Source organism: Dehalococcoidia bacterium, from assembly GCA_041653995.1.
Taxonomy (GTDB): domain Bacteria; phylum Chloroflexota; class Dehalococcoidia; order GIF9; family UBA5629; genus CAIMUM01.
On the sequence record JBAZEK010000012.1, the window covers coordinates 1 to 18,862 of the forward strand.

The window sequence follows — 18,862 nt, forward strand, 5'->3', positions numbered from 1 at the left end:
AATATTGACCATTGACCCAATCTGCATGTGGACAAAACATTAGGCAAGCATCGTTATTATTGATCATCTTCCAACCACTTGTTGCTGAAATAGTAAAATGACGTGGTGCGCCTGAAACAAACTCTTTTGCCGGAAAGTTATAGGCGGTCAACGCCGAGGGTTTCAGGGCGTTGTTTTCGACGATGGAAATCCTTTTCAGTCCGAGGGTGTTCTCCACCTGAGTACCCTTTAACAGATAGAAAGTACCCTGCACGAAGTTGGGTGGTGTGACCGCTGTCTGCTGGACCGACAAGCTGACGTTTTGGATGAGTGCGCCGGTAGAGACATTGAAGTCCCGACAAGCCAGATCAGCAGAGGCATATTCTATGGTGCGGATCAGATACCAGTACCCACAGGATTGAAACGCCCGTATATCCATGGTTTCGAGCAGGGCATCCAACACCGTTGCCATGCTCGAGGGGTTCAGGTCAACATCCATAAACCGCTCCTGTCGGGTAAACGCCTGAACCAACGGATCATCATTTGCCGTTACGTTCATAGCCGTATCGAACAAATTGACCGATGATCGGACAGGCAGGGAGATACCTGTCCCATTTAACACCCTCCTCAGGCTGGTCAACATACTCTCTGTTCCCTGTACCGGATAACCAATCAGTTCATCCAGATAGGGAGTGTCTCCCAGCAACCCAAGCCGATCGGTGGCTATCACCGAGATTACCCGGTATGGGAGGTAATCTTCCACCACCGATCCGGGCAGGACATAGCCCTTCCAGATACTAATGGTGCTCCGGGTCAGCTCGACTAAGTATTTCGTCGAGTCACCCGTCTTGATCCAATCGTAATCATCCGACGGAGAGGCCAGTATGTTAATGGTCAGCTCGCTGCCATGCTTCCCGCTCAGCAGGATGCCCTTTCCTCCATACCGGAGAAAAGCAGGCTGGCCGGTCAGCACCAGGTCGATCACGTCGCCGGCATAGGTGTCCCGGTCATAGATGTCGATCACATACACCAGCCCGAATTGAACTGATTTGAAAGTGATGGTTGCTATTTTGTCCGTGTAGGCCACTTAGGTCCGGTTATTGAAATTCATCTCCTCGCCGAGCACATAGACCAGATCACGGCCACGGACCCGGAACTCGCCCTGGATGCTTTTTGAGCCAAAGATGTTCTCGAGTTTAGACAGGGGAGCCACCACTTCCGGATTGCTCCTGGCCCCGGGATATTCACCGATCTGGGCGATGGTAGGTCCATAGACAATACCGCCCTCGGCATAACTCCTGATCCCCTTGTTGGCCACTCCATACAGGGCTGTTCCAGCGGCCACCAATCCTATGCCCGTGGCAATAGCCAGCGGTGTATTGGCAATGAACGAGGCCTCAAATTCTATCTTGGCGGCGGCGGCTGCGATCATGGCGGCCCCAAATTCCTGCATGAACCGGGCGATCGCCTTGAGTATGTTGGCAAAGAATCCCTGGATGGATGTCTCACCGCTGGCCAGCTGGCCGATGGCAACGGCAATATCCTGAAATCCTCCGACCGCCATATTCGTGAAATCAACCGTGATCCGCTTGGATTCAGCGATGGCCCGGTTATATTCATCCAACGCCTTTGCCGGATCGTAGGTATTAGGAGCGAGCTGTTTGTTCGTGACCACCGTACCCACTGATGAAGGCAGGGCCAGTGGTTTCTGGGCGATCATCCGCCCGGCCTCCTCATAGGCTTTACGTGTCGCCTCGAGGCGCAAAATAAGGATTGACATCCTGTCGATCTCGTCTTGTGTGCCCGCATGCTCGAGGGCATCCCGGTACAGATCCACCTGGAGGTTGACGTTGCTGATCAGTCCGGCCTGGTCCCGGTGCAGTTCATTAAGCGCCTTGATGTCGGCCTCGGTCAGCTTGCTCTCCTTGCCGTAACTCTTGATCGCATCAATCTTGGCCTGCCAGCCGTTGATCTCCAGCTGGGTGATCTTAGCCACTTCCTCACTCTCGGTCCTTTGCCGGTCCTGCAGCCCCTTGATCTCCTCCTCCATCTCACCGATGGTGTCGATCGCGTTGGCGATCATCTCTGCCTTGACCGGCACCCATTCCATGGCGGTGCCCGCCTTGATCACGTCATTAATATCCTTGATGGCCTGCTCGGCTCCTTTGAGCTGGGCCTTCGTCTCTTTCAGCTGAGCGTTGAGATCATCATGTTTAGCCAGCTCCCATCCTTTGATGGGTGTGTTATTTATTTCCTTGCGCCGGGTCTCCAGTGCGGTGATATTTTCCTCGATCAGTTTCTTTTGCTGCTCGAGCCGACGGTTGGCTTCCTCGGTGGATTCAGCCCCTTCCAATGCCGCCCGGGCCTGCTCCTTCAGGGTGGTGGAATAATTGGTTTTGCCCGCTCCGCTGAGCTGTTCGATTGTCGCCTTGAGGTTCCTGGAAAAGGCTGCCATACCTGGACCCAGCGATCCGCCGATCAGCTCCTTGACATCATCCCAGGCGTTCTTGAACTGCCGGGCCGATCCCACACCGGCACCCGCGGCCGCCTCGGCCAGCCCTTCGACCTGGCGGGTCAATCCGGCTACCGCTGAATCAAACCGCTCGGAGGATCCGGCTGCCCCCTCGATCTCAACCCCGTACCGGGCCAGAGCATTAGTGGATGATCCGATCGACTTGGCCACCAGGTTACCCGCGCTCCCGAGATCCGTGTCCATCTTGGTAGCCAGGTCAGCTACCAGAGGGGTGATCCGGATGATCTGATCTGAGGTCAGCCCCAGCGATTTGAGCATCAGCTGGGCGTTCTGGATATCCTCGTCGTTAAAGAGGGTTTTACCTTGCAGGACACCGGCATTGGCGATCAGCCGGTCGGTCTCTGCTTTATTGCCCTTGGTGACAGCCAGCAGCTTGGCGGCGGCCCGCTCGCTCTCGTCCCAGGCCTGAACCGTGGCTTTCCCAAAAGCTACCACGGCGGTAACCGAGAAAGCCCCGGCGATCAGGGGACCCAGCGCCTTCATGGCTGTACCAAAACCGGTCGCTGCCTTTTGTGTGGTATTGATTCCCTGCTGAACCTCGGCGTTGCCCTTCTTGAACCCGCTGGTGTCGGACAAGAATTTTACAAATATAGATCCTACGTCGGCCATTCGCCAAAATGTTTAAGTGTCTGTTCGGCCAACTCGGGCGTCCATTGAACCTTCTCCTCTCCTTTGTCTATCTCAGGCAGCAGGACGATCTCCTTGGGTGCCTTGCCGGTGAGTGCAGCTACAATCAGCCGGGTGTGCGCCCATTGATTCTGCTCCTCGAGGTTACGGCCTTTCAGATACTCGTTTAATTCCCAAAATGTCAGTTCCCAAAACTCTGCTGGGCGAAGACCCTCGCTGATTGCCAGCGCATAGAGCTCCGCCCAGGTCAGTTTTTTGGCGGTTCACTCCCGGATCGTATCTCCTGCCCAAATATCTTAGTCGAGTTGAGCGCCCTGGTCATGCCCTCCATTACCGTATCGTCCGCATAATCAATCCAGTCCTCGATCTCCAGAAGGGTAAAGGACCACTCCTTACCTTGCAGGTCGGCACAGGTCTTACCGGCACACCAGATCAGGTCGCGTATCTTGTCCGTTCCAATGATCGTGTCGATCTCGGCCAGCTCCAGTCCGTGCATCTCACTGTATAAGCGAAAACAGTTCGTGTTGAACCGGAATCCAACCGGTGTGCCGTCGATCTCTGCCTCGTAATATCCGCGTAGTTGGTTCATGGGTGATAATGAATTTATGCGGTTGCCTGAGTCATGACGGCGCTTCCCTGGACCTCCAGGGAGATCTGGCTGAGCGCGTTTTTCGGCGCGGCCCAGTTCCAGCTCTTGATGTTCGCTGTGCCGGTATAATATCTCCCGCCGGTGGTCGTCTGGCCGAACTTGATGGTCCACTGCGTCCCGGCGCTGATGTCGGCGACGATCTTGGCCAGGTTGGCCGTTGCCGAGTGCTCATAGAGAGCCGTGACTGTTCCATGAAATTCAGTCTCTCCGGAGATATATTCCTTGGCCTTGCCGGTCGAATCCTTAGTGGTGGCATCAAGCATATCAGCCGACCCGCCAAGTGTCCCGTCAAGCTGCCCAGTCAGTAATGTGGTGCCGAATTTCAGCACACACAGGGTTCCGTTAATTGCTGCCATAGTTTATACTGTATCAGTGTTAATTGCTGCTGTGCCCTGAAATTCAACCGCGATATTGGCCATCGCGTTCTTAGGACCATTCCAGTTCCAACTCTTGACATAGCCATAGCCGGTCAAAAAGGCCTTGCCGGTAACCACTTGTCCGAACTTGCAGGTCCATTTTGTCCCCGCCTTGAGCGCGTCGATCACATCGTCCAGCGTCAGGTCCCCGGTCATGTCAAACAGGGCCGTGACGGTACCGTGCCACTCGGTCTCGCCCGAGACGTACACCTTGGCGGCATCCGTCGAGTCCTTGGTGGTTGCATCCAGCTGATCGGCACTGCCCCCGATCGAGCCATCCAGCTGGCCGACGAGTGCCGCTGTTTCGTTGCTGAAAAATATCAGCGTTCCGTTAATTGCTGCCATAGTTATGTCTCCTCAATTATCATTCTGTATCGTAAAATTTTATGAAAAATCTTTTGTGTCTCGGTCTCCTCGACCATGTCATTGGTTGAGTCCAGCACACAGACGTGCATCGTGAACCCGGTCATCGTGAGTCCGGCGCCAACTGCCGTCCGGATATGTCCGGCTATTGTTCCGGCCTCATCCTCGACGGCCTTTTTGCTTCCCTGGTCCACGTAGCCCTTGACGATGTCGATGGCCACCGTGGCATTGGAGATATAGCGGTCCTTGCACCCTTCCTCGTTGTTGGTGATGTCCCCGATCCAGATATAATTAAAGGCCGTGTTGGGCGGGACCATCGTGTATACCGTCAGGGTGGTGTGGCCGTTCAGGGCAGTATAAAAGGCAGACAATATCTGGGTCCCGGGGTCTTTCATCTGGCAAGGGTTTTCAGGCGTTCAATCAATCGGGGCCTCTCTTTCTCGAAGGCCGGGAACAGGAACGGGTGTGGTCGGGTGCCTTTCTTGCCGATCGACCGCTGGATCAGGAACGCCAACGGCCGGTCCTCACTCATCATCCGCTCGGTGGATCCGATCCTCCGGCGTGAAGTGGCGGCATATACGCCTGCCAGCCCCCTTTTGTGTACCCAGTCCAGGATCGCCTGAAAGGGAGGCCATTTGCCAGGCTTGCGCCCAAACTCGGCCGCGGCGGCATAGTTGGCATTGAACAGGACCTCCCGGCTTCCGGGCTTCTGGATCATCTTGCCTCCTCGAGCCAGGTTCCCCCAGGCTTTGGGGGCGTTACGCTGGGCATCGGCCAGCACCGTGGCGGCGCTGCGTGTCAGCTCCTTCTCGATCTCTTGGTGCAGTCGGCTCTCAATCTGTATCAGGTTGGCATTGACCTGTGCGGTCCCGGTGACACTGACCGTTAACATCAGTTTTTCATCCGAATGAGTTTACCCGTCAAGGTTCCCCCGGTCATGTTATTTTTGGTCACGATGACCCGGAAATACTGGAAGGTCATGTTGGTATCTGAAAACAGCCAGTTACCCGTTGCTTTGCTCAGGGTTGTCGTCGCATAGGTATCATACAGGATATAGTTCGATGTCGGATAGTTGCTCACATATAGGGCCACCGTTCCGTCGAGCGTGCCTGTTCCACCTGACCAGACGAGCTGGAACGCCCACTGATAGCTGTTATCCATCGTGTATGTCGTCGTACTGTCGGCGATGGCCAGGTCGGTGAATACCTCCGTGATCACCTTCCGGTTCTGCGCCTGCGCAGCGAGTGAAAGGGATAACAGTAAGAGGATCAGTATTTTTTTCATGGCTTAGAACTTTGTAATGATATACCAGTTGGTTCCGTTAGACATAAACTCTCGTCCGTCCCAAACGGATAGGGTAATCCCGGTTGCTCCCGCTGTGGCATCGATCGTACCTCCTGCTGTGATGATCTTCACCTCAGCATCAGCATTAATACACTTAACCCGGATGATCGCACCCTCACTGGAAGCCGCAGCCGGGAGGGTCAACAGGATCGCGCTCGAGGTGGCATCCGCCAGCACCGTGTAGTGAGTGTCAGCTGCCAGCGCCAGGGTGTCGGTGGCGGTCAGGATCTCACCGTAATACAGGTTATGACCGGTAAACTTCTTGACGCCCGTCACCGTCTCGGCCCCTCCCAGTGTCATCAATGTGCCGGTCGTAGGAAGGGTTAATGAACTATTTGCGCTGGTAGTGAATGTCAATGTGTCCCCTCCGGTCAAGGCCAGTTTGGATAGATCACTTAACGCCAATTCCGCACCGGTAGAGGGTGCAGTAATTTTTACTTTGTTATAGCTGAGCTTATTGGTAAAGGCTTCGGCTCCGGCCAGTGTCGCCAATGTACCGGTGGTCGGAAGCGTCAGGGTTGTGTTCGCCGATGTGGTCAGGGCAACCGTGTCCCCTCCCGTAAGGGTCAGTTTTGAATAATCACTCAGTTCGAGCTCGGCACCGTGAGCGGGGGCCGTGATCTCTACCAGGTTGATACTTGTTTTGTTCGACAAGGCCTCTGCCCCGGCCAACGTGGCGAGCGTGCCAGTGGTCGGCAGGGTGACGTTGGTTGTGTTCGTCTGTGTGAGCGTCAACGCATAGGCGCCAGCCGTTATCAGGTTATGACCCAGCGTGATCGTCTTACCGGTATTGGCCACACCCGTACCGCCGTACTGCCCGGCAATGACCGTACCATTCCACTCCCCGGAGGAGATGGTTGTAATGGCCGCTGTATTGCTGGCGATATGGTTGGATGTGATGGTGTCCAGAGTGATTGCCTGGACCCGCGTGACTGACAAGGGCCTGACCACCTGAGCGAAGGTCGCCAGGGGTAACAGGGCCGTTGCAATAAGGATAAGTTTTTTCATTTCTTTTCGTATGCGATGATTTGTAATTCCTGCCTGGCTTCATCCGGTATGCTGACCGAGGTGATTTGGAAGGTCCGGCTGTTATAGACAATCCGGCGGGTGGTATCAATGGTGATGTCACTCCGGTAGGGCAGGGTAAACACATAGCCCTGGAACCCGGTAATGGCGGTGTATTCCAATGAGCGCTGTCCGGTCATGGGCTCGACCCGGGCCCAGCTGGTCCCCAAAGCGCTGGCGGGCGTGGATTCGGTCGATCCACCGATCGAGTCAGTTGTCAGGGTAGTGTTCCAGAATGCGATCCGCTCCCTGTATCCTCCTAATCGTGTGCGTGGCTGTCTCATAGGTAGAGGTCTGTATAAGGCGCTAATAGCTTGATCACGTCAAACGGGACGGTATTAATGCCCCAGTCAACCGAGGATTCCCGGTTGATATAGCTCTCGGCCATCAGCTTCAGGATAGCCAGGACCATCGGCTTGGGTATATCGGCAATCGTCGCATACCCGGCCTCATAGGTGATCTTGATCCCCTGGCTCCCGGCACCCCCGATGGCACCCGTTGACCAGGTCTTTGAAAGCGTTACCCGGAGGGCGTTCAGCCCTTCGATGTAGTAATCGGTATTGCGGGCCAGCGTGGTTTCGGTCCCTTCATAATCCACCCGCTTGACGCTCGTCACATCTGAGCTTGTCAACACAACCGGGTAGAACGGAAGGCTGATCTCCAGAACCTGTTGCTCGTCATCGTGGACATACAGGACCACCGTCTGCCGGACAATGGCCCGCTTGGTGTGCTCCTCGATCCAGTGACGGGCAGCCACAATCAGCGTCTTGATGAGTGAGTCCTCAATGGTCACGCTGCCATAGTTCTGTTTGAGGTAGTTAACGGCGGTGGCCAGGTCGACGCACTCGTAATAGGTCGATCCGGTATTCACCGTGGCCGTGTCGGGTACCGTGGCAGTAGTGGTCCGTGAATAATCGATCCGCTGCATTTATTTGGTTACCCGTTTACCTTTTTCCTGTTTAGAAATCTTGGCCACCGGTTTGGCTTCCTTGAGTTTTTTCTCCGGCGCTTTCACCGTCTTAGCTGGTAGTGGTTGGGGATCTATATACAACTCGGCCACATGGATCTCCACCAGCCAATCGGCGAACTGATCGGGATAAGACCGTATCTCGCCCTGGTTGCGAACCCCGTACACTCTGGTAAATCGTACTTTTTTCATTTTCTGCTTGTTAAAAAGGCGGGGGGCCACTGCTGACCCCTAACGAAACCTGGAAGTTGTTTAGGGCGGGGCCCCCCTTACCCTTTCGTTTCTTAATGCTTATTCAAATAGACATAGCCGTTAATCTTCGACTTCTGATCCTCGGTCTCGGCGATCTGACTGACCTTCCAATACCGGGCACTCTGGGCCTCAATGGTCTTATAGTAGACCTGGTCGGCCTTGGATAGAACCAAATCGGAGCTATCGGTAGCGGTAGCGTTCCAGTGAGTCCCATCCACCGAGTGATAGACCTTGGTTGTGAATTTCAGGCTGTCGCTGACATAGTCGTTCCATACCTGGATCGTGATATCATACACCTTGCCGGACCATGCGCCGGTCGCTCCCAGATCCAGGGTGTAACTTTTAGTTACTCCCGTGGTCAGGGTATCGGCGGCCGTCCCGGCGAAAGCCTTGTAGTTGCCGTTGACAACCGTCTGGCCCACCGCTATCAGCGGCAGGACCAGGAGCAGCAATAGGACGAGCCTTTTCATGGTTAATAGTGTTTACCGACCGAGATGTACCCGTACAGGCTGGATTTCTGCGTCGCCGAGGTCGCAATGGCCGATACCTTGATGTACCGGGCTGTTCGCGAGCTCATCGTCTTGACATAATTAAAATCCGAAGCGTGCACCTTGCTCAGTGAATCCAGTGCCGTGGCCGTCCAGTTCGTTCCGTCCACGCTCTCATAGAGCTTGACGGTGAACGTGGAGGTCCCGCTGACATAGTCGCTGAACAGCTGGATGGTATAGTCATAGACCTTGCCCTGCCAGCTGCCCGTATAGCCCATGTCCAAGGTATAGGCCTTGGTCACGGAGGCTGTCAGGGTGTCTGCGGCTGTACCGGCGAAGGTCTTATAATACCCGTTGATCGCTGTCTGGCCGAAGGCTGCTCCGGAGAGCAGCCCGACCATCAGAAGGATTACAAGCCGTCTCATCTTACGGACGGGTTAAGGCGTTCAGGTTAGCCTGGCTCAGCGATCCACTGACAAAGGCGGTGGCGTCAATCGTGGCGATCCAGTGAGCGCACCGGGCCACGGCCGTGATAGTCTTTAGCCCGTAGATCGGATCGGTGGAGTTCTGATCCCACAGCCGGATCTCGATCTCTTTACGCATGGCGAAGTTCGACTTGGTCGAATCTACCACGTAGAACGTGCCCTGGGTAACGCCGAAGTTGCTGATTACCGGGATGCCGTCGATGTAGAACCCGGGACCCTGCATGAACGGGGCGTTGACATAGGCGCCGTCCTTGTCCTTTTGCATCTTTAGCAGGGCAGAATCCACCGGGTTGAGGACAACGTAGTTAGGCACCTGATAGGCCGCCCTCACCTGTGTGATGGCGGCTACCAGCAGGTCGATGTAATTCGGCTCGACAATGTTCAGGGCCATACCCGTTGGAGCGGCATAAGCCGTGATGTACTGATCCCATCCCTTCAGGGCGGGCGGGGTGCCCGATCCGGTCAGGATGTTGGCATCGATCTTCAGGGCCAGGTCCTTCATTAGCTTATTGCTCATCAGGCTCTGCATATACGGGATATCCGTGAACATCTCATCGGAGATCTTCATGTATTCAGCCACTCGTTCAACCGGCATACTGCGCTGGTAGAGCTTGTGTTCGCCCTGTCCATAGACTGATGCCTCGGCTCCGAAGGCCGATCCGTCCGTCCGGGAGCTTTCTTCGATCCACCAGATCGAGTTGCTCTCGGTCTGTAGGTTATTGATGATGTCCCTGAGGAAGGGTTGGCGGTAGGGTCCTATTGCCACCCCGGGAGCGTACATCGGAGGAGGTATATAACCCGTAACGGCAGCCGTGGCGGCTATCTCAGTCATCTGAGACTCGACCTTCAGGTTCATCACAAACGGCCGGTCGGGCTGGTTGCCCTTTTTGGCAATCTCAGCCATCGACTTGAACTCGTTGGTATTCAGGCAGTCTTTGATCTGCTGGGAGATCGACTTGCGCTCATCCCCTTCCACGTCAAATTTCTTGACGGCGACAGTCACAGCATCGAGCTGTTTCTGGAACTCATCGAACAAGGCCTTGTCGGCCATCTTGGCCTCAATAGCGTCCGTGAGCTCTTTTACCTTACTAAGCAGTCCGGCCTCCTTGGCGGCAAACGCCTGGTTGACTTCGGTTGCCAGTGTGGTAGCTAATTCCTTTTTTTCTTCCGGTGTCATGTTAATTAATTGAATTGTAACTTGTTGCGAAACATCTTCAGCAGATCCTCGTCGGTCGGCTCGGTGATCTCGGCGGTGCTCTGTGCGGCCGCCTGTTCGAGTGATTCGAGCGATTGCTTGATGATGGTCATTTCATATTCCAATGCCTGGTAGGTCTCGTCGGTGAAGTACCCCTCATGGAGTGCCTTGATCAGCCGGTCCAGCCGGTCCATGAGTACGGGCTTATCCATGGATTTGACCTCGGTGGTCCGGGCCAGCTCCTGGGCTCCCCAGGTCACGGTCGAACCCTCCCATAGCTTGATCTCCTTGATGAGCTGAACGCCGTCCTCCCGCTTCTCGCTCTGCTCGATCTGGAAGCCAACCGAGTGCTCTGTCAGCAACCCTTGGTCATACAGGCGTAGGACGTCCTTTTGTAGGTTGGTCTGTTTGTCCTCGGGGGCAAATTCAGAGACAAAAAACAGCCCGGTGTTATCCTCCTTGAGCTCCTTTGGCTTAGACAGGATGCTATCGGTCCAGTGCATCCATAGGTGATAGATCCGGTTCTTACCTTGCGGCCCGCGTTCACGAATGGATTTCGCATAGGCACCCGGCAGGATAATGTCATTGTCGGTGTCTACTTGATCGAAAATGGAGAAATAACCAGCAACGGTCCTGGTTTTCAGGTCTACGTCTTTAAGGATTCCCCCGGCTTTTTGTAACAGACTGCCTCCCATATACGCTGACTTTTAATCGTAGGGAGGGGTCAGGTTGGCGCTTGTGGTTATAAAGTTACCTACTTGGTAATCGGTTTGTGGTTTCCGTTGATAAGGTTGGTGGTTGTGTTGATAGATTGGCATAAAAAAGCCCCCGGGACCTCTCCCAGGGGCTCAACCTAAACCCTCCATGAAAAACACAAGCACTTATTCCCTTAATGGCTCATAGACGATGTAACAGCCACAGTTGATTACTTCATCAGCCGGTAGCGAGGGATCGCCCGGCTGGTCACAGTCATGGCCCGACACGATGAACGGCTGGTCCATGGGTATCTGCTGGTTATCGGCCTGTGCCTGGTAGTGGCTCTCCCGTGTGTTGACACCAGACACCATCCAGCTCTTGGTCAGCTCCACCCCCCAGGACTCGGCAGCCATGCGGGAGCCATAGTTCTGGGCCGTCATGGTCTCGGTCTGTGCGATCCGCATGGCACGCCAGCGGGCGATCTCCCCATACTCAGACCGCAAATCTTCCTTGATCGCATCCGTCAGGGTGGTAGTCCCGCCCCCGGCCAGTGCCCCATAGTATTCAATCGAGGCCCGGATAGCATCTATGATCAGCCGCCCGGTCTCCTGGGTGATCCAGGTGATCCGGTCGCCAACCTTCGTACGGACAAACCGCCGGACCTGATCGAGCCAGACATCCCCCTCGGCTTTGCTGAGGCGCTCCGTCTGTCGGCGGGCAAAATAGGTGGCCGTGTCCTCATACAGCTTTTCCATGGCCTCCCGGATGGGCTCCTCACGGATAGCCCGGTCCACCCGGTCCTCATAACCGGCATAATCAGTCCATTCCAGCACCGGTTTGATCTGATCGAGTAACGCCCGTCGCATCACGCGCTGGTACTTGCGTTCAAAGACCTTTCGTTCCCGCACGATCCAGCGTCCCCTTCTCATCGGTAGTCCCGGATTGATTTCAGTGCCTCGGGTATCGGCTCATCCACCAGGGGGATCAGGCTGGATGGGATATACACCTTGTCCATTTCCGGGTCATCGGACAGGGGCAACCCCTGTGCGGCCAACTTCTGGTTGGGTGTCATCCACCAGGCGGTATTCAGCCAGGCGGCCATGGCCTGCTGATCGGATTGCAGGCACTCGATCCCGGAAGTGTCAAAGTCAATCCACTCTCCCTTATAGCTGTCACCGATCCAGCGATTAAAGTCCGTGCAGAACTGCTGAACCTCCGGTATCACCGCGTTGCGATAGGCGTCCTTCTGGGCCTCGCGGATATTGTTGTACGTGTTCGCCACCGTCGGATCGAACAGGATGGGAGGGATATGGTAAAGGTTGCATAACTGATGCAGCGTGCGCCGCTGTCCCTCGAACACCCCGAGATCAACCGCGCTCACGGTGGTCGGGGTGAACTTGACATCATAGCCCGTTGCCACCAGGGCGCCCTCGTTCTCCGATCCTTTAGCCTGGCGCCGGACCTGGTTCTTGATGTCCTGGCTGGCCTTAAGTCCCTCTTTGGCGCTGTCGGCCCCAAGCACGGTCAGGAACCCGGCGGCTCCCCGGTTATCGAACCGGGCTTTTTCAGCTGTCTGCGCTGAATTATTGATGTCGACCGGATAGCTCCCTGGTTTCAGGCGTGACATCCCATACAGTTCCTCGCCTTGCCCGTTGTAGGACAGGTTGGGTTCCCTGATGTGCAATACCTCTTCAACATTGAGCGGGATGCTTCGCCCGGAGATCACCTCCAACGTAAAGCCCTTGACCGGCTTAGCCCACCCGCCAGACAGGATCTTGGTGTACTGCGAGGGCAGGTTCCAGAGCTCGATGATCGGCCCCTTGTCAAACCGGCGGGGTCCCCAGATCATCCAGTTTCCGGTGACCAGCTTGAACTTCAGACCGAGGGCAAAAAACTCATCCTGCGATTGTGATGGGTTGGGTGTCTGGATCAGGTCGTAGAGCTCTCCCTTCTCAACGATCTCGGCATCCTCCTTGGCCCCGCGCTTGATCACCAGGTCGATCTTGTTGAACCCGTTGGTGATAAAGTCAATGACCGAGAACAGGTCCGCGTTGACATTGTGCTTATCCTCGATGAGTGCCTCCATGTCCTGATCAGACCAGATCACCCGGTCGTTACCGATCATGCTGAACAACATCCGCTGTAATGCGTTGTCGGGCATGGCCGACTGCATTTTTCTTATTCCTAACCGTTGTAAGATTCCCATTGTGTTTATATTGCTGTTACCCAAAATTCTTTTTTCGTTCCCATCAGGTCGGTAAGTGCCCAGACCATCGCATCCAGCCGGTTGGGTGACTTTTGGCCGGCTTCCCCGGTAAAGTGCACCATCTCGTCCTCCAGTTCAGGCAGACTGCCAACATGGTGAACCAGTCCCTGCTCATACAGCCCGCTGATCGGCTCAGCCCGGATGATCTTGCCCCGGGTGGCATCCACCGGCAGGATCCGCATCTCCGGGTCCACGGTCCTCAGGGTGGACTCCACCATCTCGCCCCCGTAATTCTTTTCAGCGACCACACGGTCAGCTTTGTGCCCGTAATACAGGGCCGCTATCCGCGTAGCCCAGCCGTTTGGGGTGAACTTGCCCGTTGCGTCCTTGAGGATATAGTAATGCCCTTCGGCACTTTTGGCGGCGACAATGATCCCGGTCTCGGCGGCATCGGCGGACCGGCTGCCCGCCGGGTCCACCCCGATAGTCACCCTTGTGATCGAGTCGGGCAGCTCATCCACCCGGTTACGGTCAATGACCGTCTCGTTCCAGAGAGCACCAATAATCTCATCCTGGTACTCGCCCAATAAAAAACGCTTGCGGGCCCGCTCAGGAAGGTTATCGAGGGTGGTCAGGTAATCAGCCGGGAGGTTCTGAAGGTTGTCCCCCGGGTTCATCAGCAGGGTGACCCAGTTATCCGGGTCTTTCAGGTGTGTGCCGTTCTCCGGATTGATGTGCTGGTGAAATACCTTGTAGGTCCAATGGGATTTTGATGGCGGGTTCTGGTCGAGGTAGAGCTTGTTTTTCAGCTTGGTTTTCGCAGCCAGGCGGGTGAGGGACAGCGTGACCAGGTTCCAGTCGAGCATCGAGCATTCGTTCAGGTAGATGGTGGACCATTCCGTCCCCAGGATCTTCTCGATGCGTTCCTTTTGGTCGAAGCCAAAGAGCCAGACCTGTGACTTATTCGGTAACTCATAAAACCAGTGCTGCCGGTTCAGGGTGACGGTGATGCCCGGAAAACATTTATCGAGCATGACCGGGATGGTCTGGTAGGCCAGTGAGCTGACTACATGGGTGAAGTGCAGTCGTCCGATGGCGTGCTTGCTTTCGGGTTCGTTGTACGCCCGGCGAAAGATTGCATAGCACAGCAGAAAGGTTTTGCCCGACCGGGATCCTCCTGACAACAATATCCGGTTGGCCGGCCCCCGTAGGAGTTCGCTCGCCGCCTTCTGGGCTGATGTCTTGGTCCATGATGGTTTGCCTGTCATAGGTTCTCGTCCTCCTTATAGAGGATCAGGTTCACCGGTTGGGTGTTGTGTTGCTCCGTCCGGAGGCGGAACTCATCGGGATGGTTGCGTTCCAGCCACCAGGCCCCGCTCTGCCAGCTCTTATCCTCAATGATCTTCCGTTTCTGCATATCCTTGATCCGGTCGTTGCCTTTGGCCTCTGCTTTTTTTACTTGTTGAGAAAATTGATGTTTCTCGTCCATCCAATCCAGAAAACACCGATAGCTGATATTGGCTCTCTTACAAGCATTTACCCTTCCCTCTCCATTTTCCAGAGATTCAATCAAGGGATTAATGTGCTCCTTGTCGTATTTCATGGCTGCTTGCTTTGTTTTTCATCCTCCTCCCTGATCCTTTCGAGAAACCGATCCTCATCCAGACCGGTCACCTGAATATTCACCTCCATGCCCTCCATTGTGCAGGACACTTCGTAATATTCCCCCTCGATCTCCAACAGGGCACCCGTCCGTGTATCTTTCTGGTAGGTCATATACTTAAAGTTACAAATTTTTTATGACTTTTCCCTATGCCATTCAACCACAACCCCGTACCGGCGCGTCAGGTAGTCGATGAACAGTTCCTGATCGTAGCGCATCTGGTTCAGCCAGGCCCGGTTCGTTGATCCGGTGGGGTAGCCCTCGTAGTAATCGCCGTAGCACTCACAGCCCAACAGTATGATCTTTTTGGCTCCCATGTACCGAGCCAGGTCCATCGCTGTCTTAGAGGTTGTCCCCGACTGCACCAGCTCATCGGCGAAGCGATAGCCGGGAATGTTTGGCGCATTGAGCCCGTCCAGATCGCAGGTGATCTCCGGATAGACGAGGTTCGGCGGAGATTCCCGGATGACCACCAGGTGCCGGGCCACGGTGTAAGTGACCGGAAAGCGCTTATAGACATAGTTTATCCCTATCGTGATCCTCTCGGAGAAGGATTCCGGGGTATATCGCTCCATTGATTTACCAGCACCAATGACCGTGATCTCCTGGTTTTGGTATTTGTCTTTTAACTCTTTTAAGTTCTTCATTCCACCTCCAATGCCAGCCCGATGTTAACGGCCCCGGCTGACAAATCCATTTCGGCCTTGCGGGTAAAGTCAACTTCTTGTCGTGTCATGTGCACCCTGGTAGATTCAATGGAGCATTCTTCTTTGAATTGCATCCAGAGTTCATTGTGTACTCTTTCCACGATCTTGTGTGCCCTTTTTGCTGATTTCAGGGCACTTTCGAGTTTTGCTCTTTGTTCAGGTGTCATTGTTCCTCCTCAATTATTATTACACCGATTTTATGTTTCCCACCTTCTGATTCTTTGAAGGCTTCTTCTTCAGTCTCGTAGACCGGGATATACCCGGCACAATCGCTTGGTTTTACCTCGATCTCTTTTCCGGTTATCGGATCAGTATAGGTGACTGTTCTGCGTAATTTAAAGGCATAGTAGAGTGCCTTTGTCATTGTTGTTCCTCCTACAGTTTTTCTGATAAAAGTTCATAACCCTCATCGAGTAACCATTTCCGAATACTATCTCTTTCTTTTTTAACAGCCTCGTCAATTATCCGGCTGACCGTAATAACATTTTGAACTGATTTGGCATTATTTACTGATTCAGCCAGTTTTCTGCATTCCGCATTAACCATATTATTGAGTTTTAGTGATTTCAGTATTTCTCAACCATCTGCCTGATCCGTACCATTAGCCCGGTTTCCGTCCAATGAATCCAGCACAGGCGGTTATAGGGCCGACCGAGCCGGAGAAGGTGGCGGGTGGTGAAGTTCATTCGTTGACCGTTATCTTGCTCACGATCCTTGCGCTGTCAAACCGCTTGCGTTTCTTCCAGCGCCGGATGATCTTTTTAGCCTCCTCATCGGTCTTGTTCATGATCCAGTCGTCCTCGGTGTAGGCACCTTGTCCGATCTTTCGTTCACCGTGGATTTGAAAGTTGTATTTCATCGCATTGATTTTAAGAAGGTGTCAAACCCCTCTCCACAAAATCCCGCATACCAGGCGGCCTTAAGGAGCTTAATTACTTCAGGATCATTCAGGGGATTGCGCCTCCTGATTGGCAATTTGACCCCGATGGTGTTATACCATTTCCTGACTAGTTTATTCATAGTTGATTGGGTCTGTCTTGGTCTGAATCTCCTTTTGCGTTATTCTGTTACAACCATTTTTTCTGAATATATCATGCGTCGTTTAGTAACAATGACCTGCCTTAATGCCTCAATGGTTATTTTATCTCCTTCGTTAATAGCATGAATAACACAAACACAATAGCCAGCGTCTCCCATTTTCACAGACCCTATATCACCGATCTTCATATTCTTTCTAAACTGGGTATTTGTAATCCAAGTGTCAAGAACAAACAGGATGATCACACAGGCAACGATCCCGATCACGATACAGACAATGCCGACACAGATTTTTTCAAACATGGGTTTCTATTTTTTTATACCAGGTTTCATCTTGAATAGGCCGCTTGCGGATCGCTCTCATCGGGTTGCCACCAACAATACTGAAGGGACTCACATTCCGTGTAACCACACAGCCTGACCCGATTATAGCCCCGTTGCCGATGGTCACACCGTCCAGAATGATTGCCCCCTGTCCGATCCATACGTCATGCCCTATAACCACGTCCCGGAAATAGCATCCGGTCCTCTCCGGATGTGTGCTCTGCTGATCGGTCGGGTGGACGCCTCCACCGATCATCACATTGGGGCCAATGGAGCACCACTTGCCGATCCGTGCGTACTGAACATGACTCCCACGCCCGATATATGAGTGATCTTCCAGTGCCGAGTGTTTCAGCACCGCGTCCCGGTACAGGCGGGTGTGCCGTCCGATGTGACTGGCTTCGATCCGGGAGAGGTAATCCATCCGGCAATGCTTACGGTGTTTTAGGTGTTGGTATAACCAGATCAACCAGAAGGTTAGCGGTGATTTTAGTAATTCATTCATGATCTGTGTTTTACGGTTCATAGGTGTTTGGATGCGTCCAGTATCTTCCTGCACTCTCCAAATACACGGCGCACGCGCTCTCCATACTCCCGATCATTGACCAGTGTCTCATGGGTGACCTTGTGGGAATGGGTACCGGTAGAGTGATCCTTGCCACAGACGGCGGCGGCATCCGTAACAGAGAAGTTCAGGTAATCAATCAGGCAGGTGATCAACACCTGGCGAGGGATCACGTATTCAGGTTTGCGTGACCGATAAATCACCCAGCTCTTATTTTTCAAATTAAAGATGCGCGTGACCATGTCAATCACAAACCCCTTCGTCAACCCGATCCCCGGGCGGGAATAGGCGCTCATCTCGACCACCCGCTGGAGCACTTCCTTGACAGGTTCCGACAAGGCCATGTCCTCAAAATGCGTCTGGCTGGCTTCCTCCAAGATGGCTTTGATAGTCCTGGGTTGCCTCTGAAATACTGGATTCATCGTAAAAAAGGTAAGTCATCGGTATCTTTTGGAGGCACTTCGTCAGCATTGCTTCTGTCAATTTCAGCAACACCCCGATTCAAACCCGGAACGTAGTTATCCGGTTCGATCCTTCCTGAAAAGAATTTACCCTTTGCACCCTCCTTAATCCAAAGGGATAGTTTGTACTTTTCCCCGTTAATCAAAGCACTTCCCCGGTACTGTGGTTGTTTTCCTGTGGCGTTGTCGTTCTTAAAGATTGAACAGTCGCCTTCTCTCGGTTCATAAGCCATAGTCTAAGTTATTTGAATTGTTACTTTATCTTCGATTCCTTTTCTTGATGTCAACTTTATGCTTCTGACTACCTTGATTCCATCTTTTGGGAACAAACAATCTTCGATCATTTTAAGCATAGCCACAGTATTACTGCAATCTAAAGGCTTTGACTGAAACTCAAACAGGTATTCCACATCACACGGTTCGGTAAACTTCTGTTTTACCTGACTGTGGATAATCAACTTATAAGCATCCTTGATCCGTTTGCGTTCTGACCAGTGTGTTCCTGAATACCAGTCGTTAAGTGAAATCTTCGGTAATCCCTTGATTGTAATTGTCATTGTCTTGTTTTAGTTTCTCTTTTACCTCTCGAAAGTAGTCAAAATAAACCTTTTCCGCTTCAGTCATATCGCTATATGCTTTATTGTGAATAGCATAGTGAAGTTTTTGGCTGATCGCTACCAGGTTCTCTGCCTGAAAAACATACCATCTGGGGCATTGCGCCCTTGACCAGATGTGATGGATTTCAGTTAATGGTCCTCCGATGTCGCTGAAGATTCCGTTTTCACGGCATTCGGCAAAGATGATTGCGCTGATGGTCTTGTACTCCCGTTCAGCTACTT

The 18,862-nt window shown here is 53.5% G+C and carries 29 protein-coding genes; all 29 read right to left on the reverse strand.

The window, feature by feature from the left end; all coding sequences use genetic code 11:
• Window positions 1-1,066: hypothetical protein (locus WC359_13375; GenBank protein ID MFA5401434.1), on the reverse strand; the 1,066-nt coding region annotated here is incomplete at its 3' end.
• Entirely contained in the window at window positions 1,067-3,121 is a 2,055-nt protein-coding gene (locus WC359_13380) for a hypothetical protein (protein MFA5401435.1), read from the reverse strand.
• 265 nt (window positions 3,122-3,386) lie between these two features.
• Entirely contained in the window at window positions 3,387-3,728 is a 342-nt protein-coding gene (locus WC359_13385) for a hypothetical protein (protein ID MFA5401436.1), read from the reverse strand.
• 14 nt (window positions 3,729-3,742) lie between these two features.
• Complete coding sequence (locus WC359_13390) at window positions 3,743-4,144, reverse strand: phage tail tube protein (GenBank protein ID MFA5401437.1); 402 nt, start codon at window positions 4,142-4,144, stop codon at window positions 3,743-3,745.
• Between the two features lie 3 nt (window positions 4,145-4,147).
• Complete coding sequence (locus WC359_13395; protein ID MFA5401438.1) at window positions 4,148-4,549, reverse strand: phage tail tube protein; 402 nt, start codon at window positions 4,547-4,549, stop codon at window positions 4,148-4,150.
• Between the two features lie 2 nt (window positions 4,550-4,551).
• Window positions 4,552-4,962, reverse strand: coding sequence for a DUF3168 domain-containing protein (locus WC359_13400; protein ID MFA5401439.1), 411 nt, complete (start codon window positions 4,960-4,962; stop codon window positions 4,552-4,554).
• Complete coding sequence (locus WC359_13405) at window positions 4,959-5,459, reverse strand: hypothetical protein (protein MFA5401440.1); 501 nt, start codon at window positions 5,457-5,459, stop codon at window positions 4,959-4,961. The genes WC359_13400 and WC359_13405 overlap by 4 nt, the downstream gene beginning before the upstream one ends.
• Entirely contained in the window at window positions 5,459-5,851 is a 393-nt protein-coding gene (locus WC359_13410) for a hypothetical protein (GenBank protein ID MFA5401441.1), read from the reverse strand. The genes WC359_13405 and WC359_13410 overlap by 1 nt, the downstream gene beginning before the upstream one ends.
• Window positions 5,852-5,854: 3 nt before the next feature.
• Window positions 5,855-6,919 carry a hypothetical protein gene (locus WC359_13415; GenBank protein ID MFA5401442.1) on the reverse strand — a complete coding sequence of 355 codons (1,065 nt, stop codon included), beginning with the start codon at window positions 6,917-6,919 and terminating at the stop codon, window positions 5,855-5,857.
• Complete coding sequence (locus tag WC359_13420; protein MFA5401443.1) at window positions 6,916-7,260, reverse strand: phage head closure protein; 345 nt, start codon at window positions 7,258-7,260, stop codon at window positions 6,916-6,918. Before WC359_13420 ends, WC359_13415 begins: the two co-directional genes overlap by 4 nt.
• Window positions 7,257-7,904 (reverse strand): hypothetical protein, encoded by a 648-nt coding sequence (locus WC359_13425; protein ID MFA5401444.1) that lies wholly within the window; start codon window positions 7,902-7,904, stop codon window positions 7,257-7,259. The genes WC359_13420 and WC359_13425 overlap by 4 nt, the downstream gene beginning before the upstream one ends.
• Window positions 7,905-8,135: a hypothetical protein gene (locus tag WC359_13430; protein ID MFA5401445.1), complete on the reverse strand. Its 231-nt coding sequence runs from the start codon at window positions 8,133-8,135 to the stop codon at window positions 7,905-7,907.
• A 92-nt stretch (window positions 8,136-8,227) separates the two neighbouring features.
• A complete protein-coding gene (locus WC359_13435; GenBank protein ID MFA5401446.1) occupies window positions 8,228-8,665 on the reverse strand; it encodes a hypothetical protein in 438 nt (145 codons plus the stop codon).
• Window positions 8,666-8,667: 2 nt separating this feature from the next.
• Window positions 8,668-9,108 carry a hypothetical protein gene (locus WC359_13440; protein MFA5401447.1) on the reverse strand — a complete coding sequence of 147 codons (441 nt, stop codon included), beginning with the start codon at window positions 9,106-9,108 and terminating at the stop codon, window positions 8,668-8,670.
• A gap of 1 nt (window position 9,109) precedes the next feature.
• On the reverse strand, window positions 9,110-10,345 hold the full coding sequence (locus tag WC359_13445; GenBank protein ID MFA5401448.1) for a phage major capsid protein: 1,236 nt from the start codon (window positions 10,343-10,345) through the stop codon (window positions 9,110-9,112).
• Window positions 10,346-10,350: 5 nt separating this feature from the next.
• Window positions 10,351-11,058, reverse strand: coding sequence for an HK97 family phage prohead protease (locus tag WC359_13450; GenBank protein MFA5401449.1), 708 nt, complete (start codon window positions 11,056-11,058; stop codon window positions 10,351-10,353).
• 186 nt (window positions 11,059-11,244) lie between these two features.
• The gene (locus tag WC359_13455; GenBank protein ID MFA5401450.1) at window positions 11,245-11,988 is read right to left on the reverse strand and encodes a hypothetical protein; all 744 of its coding nucleotides are present in this window, start codon (window positions 11,986-11,988) and stop codon (window positions 11,245-11,247) included.
• Entirely contained in the window at window positions 11,985-13,184 is a 1,200-nt protein-coding gene (locus tag WC359_13460) for a phage portal protein (protein ID MFA5401451.1), read from the reverse strand. The genes WC359_13455 and WC359_13460 overlap by 4 nt, the downstream gene beginning before the upstream one ends.
• Before the next feature lie 86 nt (window positions 13,185-13,270).
• Complete coding sequence (locus tag WC359_13465; GenBank protein MFA5401452.1) at window positions 13,271-14,533, reverse strand: phage terminase large subunit; 1,263 nt, start codon at window positions 14,531-14,533, stop codon at window positions 13,271-13,273.
• Window positions 14,530-14,868 carry a hypothetical protein gene (locus WC359_13470; protein MFA5401453.1) on the reverse strand — a complete coding sequence of 113 codons (339 nt, stop codon included), beginning with the start codon at window positions 14,866-14,868 and terminating at the stop codon, window positions 14,530-14,532. Before WC359_13470 ends, WC359_13465 begins: the two co-directional genes overlap by 4 nt.
• Window positions 14,865-15,041, reverse strand: coding sequence for a hypothetical protein (locus WC359_13475; GenBank protein ID MFA5401454.1), 177 nt, complete (start codon window positions 15,039-15,041; stop codon window positions 14,865-14,867). The genes WC359_13470 and WC359_13475 overlap by 4 nt, the downstream gene beginning before the upstream one ends.
• 21 nt (window positions 15,042-15,062) lie before the next feature.
• Window positions 15,063-15,575, reverse strand: coding sequence for a hypothetical protein (locus WC359_13480; protein ID MFA5401455.1), 513 nt, complete (start codon window positions 15,573-15,575; stop codon window positions 15,063-15,065).
• Window positions 15,572-15,802: a hypothetical protein gene (locus tag WC359_13485; GenBank protein ID MFA5401456.1), complete on the reverse strand. Its 231-nt coding sequence runs from the start codon at window positions 15,800-15,802 to the stop codon at window positions 15,572-15,574. The genes WC359_13480 and WC359_13485 overlap by 4 nt, the downstream gene beginning before the upstream one ends.
• Window positions 15,799-15,999 (reverse strand): hypothetical protein, encoded by a 201-nt coding sequence (locus tag WC359_13490; GenBank protein ID MFA5401457.1) that lies wholly within the window; start codon window positions 15,997-15,999, stop codon window positions 15,799-15,801. The genes WC359_13485 and WC359_13490 overlap by 4 nt, the downstream gene beginning before the upstream one ends.
• A 695-nt stretch (window positions 16,000-16,694) precedes the next feature.
• Window positions 16,695-16,976 (reverse strand): hypothetical protein, encoded by a 282-nt coding sequence (locus WC359_13495; protein MFA5401458.1) that lies wholly within the window; start codon window positions 16,974-16,976, stop codon window positions 16,695-16,697.
• Window positions 16,969-17,421, reverse strand: coding sequence for a DapH/DapD/GlmU-related protein (locus WC359_13500; GenBank protein ID MFA5401459.1), 453 nt, complete (start codon window positions 17,419-17,421; stop codon window positions 16,969-16,971). Before WC359_13500 ends, WC359_13495 begins: the two co-directional genes overlap by 8 nt.
• 98 nt (window positions 17,422-17,519) lie before the next feature.
• A complete protein-coding gene (locus WC359_13505) occupies window positions 17,520-17,984 on the reverse strand; it encodes a hypothetical protein (GenBank protein ID MFA5401460.1) in 465 nt (154 codons plus the stop codon).
• Window positions 17,981-18,256 carry a hypothetical protein gene (locus WC359_13510; GenBank protein MFA5401461.1) on the reverse strand — a complete coding sequence of 92 codons (276 nt, stop codon included), beginning with the start codon at window positions 18,254-18,256 and terminating at the stop codon, window positions 17,981-17,983. The genes WC359_13505 and WC359_13510 overlap by 4 nt, the downstream gene beginning before the upstream one ends.
• Before the next feature lie 283 nt (window positions 18,257-18,539).
• A partial coding sequence (locus tag WC359_13515) for a hypothetical protein (protein ID MFA5401462.1) occupies window positions 18,540-18,862 on the reverse strand: 323 nt, incomplete at its 5' end.